Here is a 6,148-nt window from a genome sequence, read left to right as displayed (position 1 = left end):
GCATTGGTCACTGGCGGCACGGGCGGTATCGGTACGGCCATCATTCGCTACCTCGGGCGCCAGGGACACCGGGTCGCCACCAACTATCGTGACCAGTCCAAAGCCGAAGCCATGAAGGAAATGATGGCGAAGGAAGGCATCGAAGTACTGCTGGTGCCGGGCGACGTGAAAGATCCCGATTCCTGCGAAGCGATGGTGCGCATCATCGAGAGCGCGATGGGCCCGGTGGAAATCCTGGTCAACAACGCCGGCATCACGCGTGACACCACCTTCCACAAGATGACCTATCCGCAGTGGATGGAAGTGGTCAACACCAACCTCAACGCCTGCTTCAACGTCACCCGCCCGGTGATCGAAAGCATGCGCCACAACAAGTGGGGCCGCATCGTCCAGATCAGCTCCATCAACGGCCAGAAGGGCCAGTACGGCCAGKCCAACTACGCCGCCGCCAAGGCAGGCATGCACGGCTTCACCATTTCGCTGGCGCAGGAAAATGCCAAATTCGGCATCACCGTCAACACCGTCTCGCCGGGTTATGTAGGCACCGACATGGTGATGGCCGTGCCTGAAGAGGTGCGCGAAAAGATCGTCGCGCAGATTCCCGTCGGGCGCCTCGGCAAGCCTGAGGAAATTGCGCATGCCGTGGCGTTTCTGACCGGCGAAGAGGCGGCGTGGATTACGGGCGCGAATTTGTCGATCAATGGTGGGCATTACATGGGGTGGTGATTAGCCCCACACCATCTTCCCCACGGGCGGATTGAAGATAAACGCCCGTGCTGAGAAGGTTGGTTTGAAGAACCAGATCAAAGCTCGCTCAGTCGATGCCTCCCCGCGAGCACCCGCCCCTCACCCCAGCCCTCTCCCCGCAGGGGAGAGGGAGAAGTGGCGTGCACCGCGAAACCCGATAGCCGATAGCCGATGCGCAGCGTGGCCCCGCTTTAAGTCCTCAGGGATTCGGGCGCGTTGCGCAACGCTTTGAAGTATCCCCTGTGTACCCTCGGAGGTTGTCCCACGACGGCGCGCCTCGAGCGTTCGGGCTTATCCCAGCACGATGCTGCGGGCGTTATCAGGCCATTTTCTTTGGGTTACTTTCGACGCGAAGCTAGTCCCGTGGGATCTCTTGGGCCAGCAAAAGAAAAGTGACTCGAGCGGCGGCAGCCGTTCGAAACGCCCGCCGCGTAGGCGGCACCCTGGCCCAAACGCGACAACCAGAAACCGAGGCTCTGGATGACCAGCCTTCGGCTGTTGAAAAGCGCCTCCGGCCTGCGCCGGGATGACGAACTAAAAAGAAAGGCGCAGCGATAAAGACTTAGCTGCCCAGCAGCCTCTCCATCACCCGCCCCACCGCCGCAAAAGCGAACGCGCCGGTGACATGCGTAGCAGCACCCAACCCACCACCACACGCCAGATTCAAAGCCTCCGTCCCATCCGCCACCGGCGGCCGCGTCCCACACACCGTCCCATCCGGCTGCGGATACTGCACGTTCTGCAGCGAATACACCGCCGACACACCAAAGTAGCGATCTGGATTCTTGGGAAAATTGAAATCCTGCCGAAGCTTCTTGCGGATCAGACTGAACATCGCGTCGTGCTCCGTACGCGACAGATCGCGCACGCGGATCTGCGTCGGATCAGTGCGCCCACCCGCGGACCCCACCGTCACCATCGGCAGCTTGCGGCGACGACACCACGCAATTGCCTCCAGCTTCACGCGGAAGGCGTCGCAGGCATCGAGCACCACGTCGTAGCCGCGATCGAGCAGTTCATCGAGCGTGGACGTCGTGAGGAAACGTTCGATCGCGTCGATCTTGATGGCCGGATTGATCGCACGCAGGCGCTCCTCGATCACCTTCACTTTGGACTTGCCGAACTGGCCATCCAGCGCATGCAGCTGGCGATTGGTGTTGGAGACACAGATCTCGTCCGCGTCGATCAGCGTGAGATGGCCCACACCCGTGCGCGCCAGCGCCTCGGCGGCCCATGAGCCCACGCCGCCGATGCCGATCACGCAAACGTGACTGTGCATCAGCCGGTCGAGGCTGCCCACGCCATACAGGCGCTCCACGCCGGCGAAGCGCTCGCGCGGAAACGCCACACCCGCCTCATCGGCGGGCGGTGTGATGGGGTCTGCCACCGGAGCGGCGATTTCGGTCTGCATCGTTGGAGCCATGACAACACCTTGAAGTGACGCATTTTATCGGGAACTGTCCGCCGCTGCAGGGCTGCCGTTATGCTGGCGGCTTCACTCTGCGCCCACAGGGATCCACCCCATGCGTTCCGCCCTACTGCTCGTGCTCGGCCTGGTCATTGGCATCGTCGGCACCGTTTTCGCCATGAACGCGCTGCACGAGCACGAACCGTTCTCGCATACGGTGATGACCCTGATGTCCCACCATGCCGGCGCGCTCAGCGCCGCCGTGAAAACGCAGAAGTGCGACGCCGCGCAGGTGCAGCGGCATCTTTCCCGCCTGCTGGAAACCCAGTCCGACCTGGATGAGGCCTTCCCGGGCGTCGATCAACCGTTCAAGGACGAGGAAGCCAAGCTGCGCGAGAAGACTCAGGCGGCCCTGCAGGCGGCGCCTGCCGATTGCGCGGCGCTGGCGAAGGCGATCAAGCCCATTGGTGAAACCTGCCAGTCGTGCCATCAGCAGTATCGCTAGATCGCGGCGGTTTTCTGTGGGAGCGCACCCTGTGCGCGACTGAGCCTGACCGATGGCGTGCGTTCCAGTCGCGCACAGGGTGCGCTCCCACAAGAACAAGATTCCGTCCGATCAGATCTTTACCTTGCCGCGCAGGATCTGCCAGTACATCACCCAATCGCCGAGCAGGCTGTACAGCGGGTGGGTGAAGGTGGCCGGGCGGTTCTTCTCGAACACGTAGTGACCGATCCACGCAAAGCCATAGCCTGCCACCGGGGCCAGTAGCAGCCACCAACCATTGCCGGTGACGATGGCGGTGACGAGCACCGCCAGCACCAGCGTGCTGCCAACGAAATGCATGCGGCGGCACTGCACATTGCTGTGCTCGTTGAGATAGAACGGATAGAACTCGCGGAAGCTGGAATAGCCGGCCATGCGGATCGCCCTGGATGATTCCTGCTCAGCGTAAACCGCCCTGCCAGCCGATGCATGCGCGCATGCAGCATGCGGCGCATCACGCCGGCAGCGGGATGAACTCCTCTTCGTCGCCCACCACCTTGCCCATGCGCTGTGCCGCCCAGTCGGCCTTGGCCTGCTCGATGCGCTCGCGCGTGCTGGCCACGAAGTTCCACCACAGGTGGCGCTCGCCATCCAGCGGCGCACCGCCAAACAGCATCACGCGACTCTTGGTGCGCGCACGCAGCGGCGGCGAATCCGGGCCGGTCTGCACGGCGGCATGCATGGGCACGACGCTGACGCCGTCCCATTCCACTTCGCCGTCGACCACGCAGACACCGCGTTCCACGTGCTGTTCCGGCCAGGGCAGTTCGGCGCCCTCTTCCAGCGTCGCCTCGATGAAGAACATCGGAGCAAACACTTTGACGGGCGACTCCTTGCCGTAACCGGTGCCCGCAATCAGCACCAACTCAACTCCGGGCAGAGACAAGCGCGGCAGTTCATCGGCGCCGTGGTGATGAAACTCCGGCTCGACCTCGGCGTCCTTCTGCGGCAGCGCCACCCAGACCTGGATGCCATGCGTGCGAAATCCGCCGCCGCGTGCTTCCGGCGGGGTGCGCTCGGAATGCACGATGCCGCGGCCAGAGGTCATCCAGTTCACTTCGCCCGGGCGGATATCGGCAATGCTGCCGAGGCTGTCGCGGTGGCGGATCACGCCATCGAACAACCACGTCACGGTGGCCAGACCGATATGCGGATGCGGCCGCACGTCCATGCCCTTGTCGTCGAGAAAGGTCACCGGGCCCATGTAATCGAAAAACACGAACGGGCCCACGTGGCGCGCCTGCAAGACCGGCAGCAGGCGACGCACGTTGAAGCCGTCGCCCAGGTCGTGCACGCGTCCCTCGATCAAGATCGGTTGCTGTTCCATGGTGTCTCCTTACCAGGCGCGCTGGTATTGTTCCGGCGCGCTGATCGTCACGCCCAGTTCCTGTGCGGCACGACGCGGGAAATACGGATCGCGCAGGCTTTCGCGCGCAATCAAGACCACGTCGGCCGATCCTTCGTCGATGATGCGCGCCGCGTGTGTGGATTCGGTGATGAGACCCACGGCGCCCGTCGCGATGCCCGCATCGTGACGCACGCGCGCCGCAAACGGAACCTGGTAACCGGGCGACAGCGGAATCTTCACGTGCGGGATCAGGCCGCCGCTGGACACATCGATCAGGTCCACGCCCATCGACTTCACCTCGCGCGCAAGTTGCACGGTCTGCTCGACATCCCAGCCGCCTTCGCTCCAGTCCGTGGCGGAAACGCGCAGCCACAGCGGCAGATGTTCGGGCCAAACTTCGCGCACGGCCGTGATCACTTCGCGCACCAGGCGCGTGCGGTTCTCGAAACTGCCGCCGTATTCGTCGGTGCGATGGTTGCTCAGCGGCGAAAGGAACTGATGCAGCAGATAGCCGTGCGCGCCATGCAGCTCGATCAGCTGGAAGCCGGCCGCGAGCGCGCGCTCAGCCGCGGCGCGGAAGTCGGCAATCACCTTGGCAATGCCGGCACGATCGAGCGCCAGCGGCACGTGCCAATGCTGATCGAACGGTATGGCCGATGGCGCCACGGTCTGCCAGGCACCCGCATCGGCAGCCAGCGGACCGCCACCCTCCCACGGACGCATCGAACTGGCCTTGCGTCCCGCATGGGCCAGCTGCACGCCGGCGACGGCGCCTTGCGCCTTGATGAAGGCGATGATCGGCTGCCAAGCGTGCTGCTGGGCTTCGTTCCAGATGCCCACATCGCCGGCAGAAATGCGGCCCTCGGGTGAAATCGCGGTAGCTTCGGTGATCAGCAGACCGGCGCCGCCCACCGCGCGGCTGCCCAGATGTACGAAGTGCCAATCGTTGGGCAAGCCATCGGTGGCGGAGTATTCGCACATCGGTGCAATGACGAGGCGGTTGCGCAGCGACACGCTGCGTTGGGTGAACGGGGTGAAGAGTTTCATCGGCCTGCTCTGGGAGAGGGATCTGCCACACATGCCGGCACTCAACGCCCGGTTCAAGTACCCGAGTCGCCAGGTTGCGCCTGGAACCACTGAGCAATGTGTGCGGCGATGGCGTCGGGCATCTTCATCCAGCCGAAGTGATCGGCCTTGTCGTTGCCCAGGTCGCCGGCCGTGATTACTTGCTGAGTGTTCGGACTGCGCGGCATTTTCCCGAGCAACCATGACAGCGAGGCCTGCGGCACCAGCCAGTCGTCATGCATGCGCAATCCCAGTATCGGCAGCTCGAGCTTGCCCAACAGCGCTTCGAAATCGACCGGCATGCCCGCAGCGGCGTAGCGGCCTGTACGACCCGTGCGCGCCCAGTCGTCGATCAGCTGCCGCGCCTCGTTGCCGCCGAAGCCGATCCGACGTCCCGGCAAATGGCCGACCAAGCGCGCCAGCCACGGCGCCAACGCATAGGCCAGCCACAGCAGAGGCGCCAAAGGAAACTGACGCCAATACGGCGCCCCGCTCGCCACGACCAGCAGTCCTGCCACCTCCTTCGGATGCAGGCTCGCGTCGAGGGCGGCCATCTGTCCGCCCAGGCTGTGGCCGCCCAGCGTCAGGCGCGTCGAGGGCAGCGAGGCGCGCAGGACGGCCATGCCGGCGGGCAGGTCGTCTTCCAGCAGTTGTCGATAGCCCCAGTCCTCGTGCCGATCGGCCCGCTTGTTACTGGAACCGATGCCGCGCCATTCGTGGATGGCCACTGCTATACCACGCTCCGCCAGCCCCTGCGCCAGTGGCAGGTAATGCTTGGCCGCCACGCCCAGGGCCGGCAGCCAGTAGATCACCTGGGTCGCCTCAGTGGCGGGACGCTGCAATAGCAGTTCCGATCGCGCACCGTCGGCCGAGATAACGGGGAGCACATCGCAGGGAGGCAGTGCGGCGGAAACGAAAGAAGTGGCGGACATTCTTGGCACGCGTCGCAGGGAAGCGATGAAGGCTACGCCAATTCACGTGCGACTAAAAAGTCGCGGCAAAGAAAAGGCCGGCGAGCGCCGGCCTTTTCTTCATG

At 64.1% G+C, this 6,148-nt stretch carries 7 protein-coding genes; 2 read left to right on the top strand and 5 right to left on the bottom strand.

The window, feature by feature from the left end:
- Positions 1–726 (top strand): acetoacetyl-CoA reductase (gene phbB / locus AC1DMG_RS13255; RefSeq protein ID WP_477180603.1); only part of this gene is annotated, 726 nt, incomplete at its 5' end.
- 583 nt (positions 727–1,309) lie between these two features.
- On the opposite strand, the gene AC1DMG_RS13250 is transcribed toward phbB, so the two are convergent.
- Positions 1,310–2,158, bottom strand: coding sequence for a tRNA threonylcarbamoyladenosine dehydratase (locus tag AC1DMG_RS13250; RefSeq protein ID WP_441605130.1), 849 nt, complete (start codon positions 2,156–2,158; stop codon positions 1,310–1,312).
- Between the two features lie 112 nt (positions 2,159–2,270).
- On the opposite strand from AC1DMG_RS13250, the gene AC1DMG_RS13245 reads away from it, so the two are divergent.
- A complete protein-coding gene (locus tag AC1DMG_RS13245; RefSeq protein WP_477176348.1) occupies positions 2,271–2,660 on the top strand; it encodes a cytochrome c in 390 nt (129 codons plus the stop codon).
- Positions 2,661–2,771: 111 nt separating this feature from the next.
- Here AC1DMG_RS13245 and AC1DMG_RS13240 read toward each other — a convergent pair whose 3' ends face one another.
- The 4 genes from AC1DMG_RS13240 to AC1DMG_RS13225 form a co-directional block, all read right to left on the bottom strand.
- Complete coding sequence (locus AC1DMG_RS13240) at positions 2,772–3,074, bottom strand: Mpo1-like protein (protein WP_477176347.1); 303 nt, start codon at positions 3,072–3,074, stop codon at positions 2,772–2,774.
- Between the two features lie 79 nt (positions 3,075–3,153).
- Positions 3,154–4,026: a pirin family protein gene (locus tag AC1DMG_RS13235; RefSeq protein WP_477176346.1), complete on the bottom strand. Its 873-nt coding sequence runs from the start codon at positions 4,024–4,026 to the stop codon at positions 3,154–3,156.
- A gap of 9 nt (positions 4,027–4,035) precedes the next feature.
- Entirely contained in the window at positions 4,036–5,094 is a 1,059-nt protein-coding gene (locus AC1DMG_RS13230; RefSeq protein ID WP_441605123.1) for an NADH:flavin oxidoreductase/NADH oxidase, read from the bottom strand.
- A 53-nt stretch (positions 5,095–5,147) separates the two neighbouring features.
- Positions 5,148–6,044 (bottom strand): alpha/beta hydrolase family protein, encoded by an 897-nt coding sequence (locus AC1DMG_RS13225; protein ID WP_477176345.1) that lies wholly within the window; start codon positions 6,042–6,044, stop codon positions 5,148–5,150.
- Positions 6,045–6,148: the final 104 nt, after the last annotated feature.

The sequence above is a fragment of the Dyella sp. 01N36 genome, from assembly GCF_056399745.1.
The sequence above is the reverse complement of the archived record's forward strand: the minus strand, read 5'-3'. Positions and strand labels throughout refer to the sequence as shown.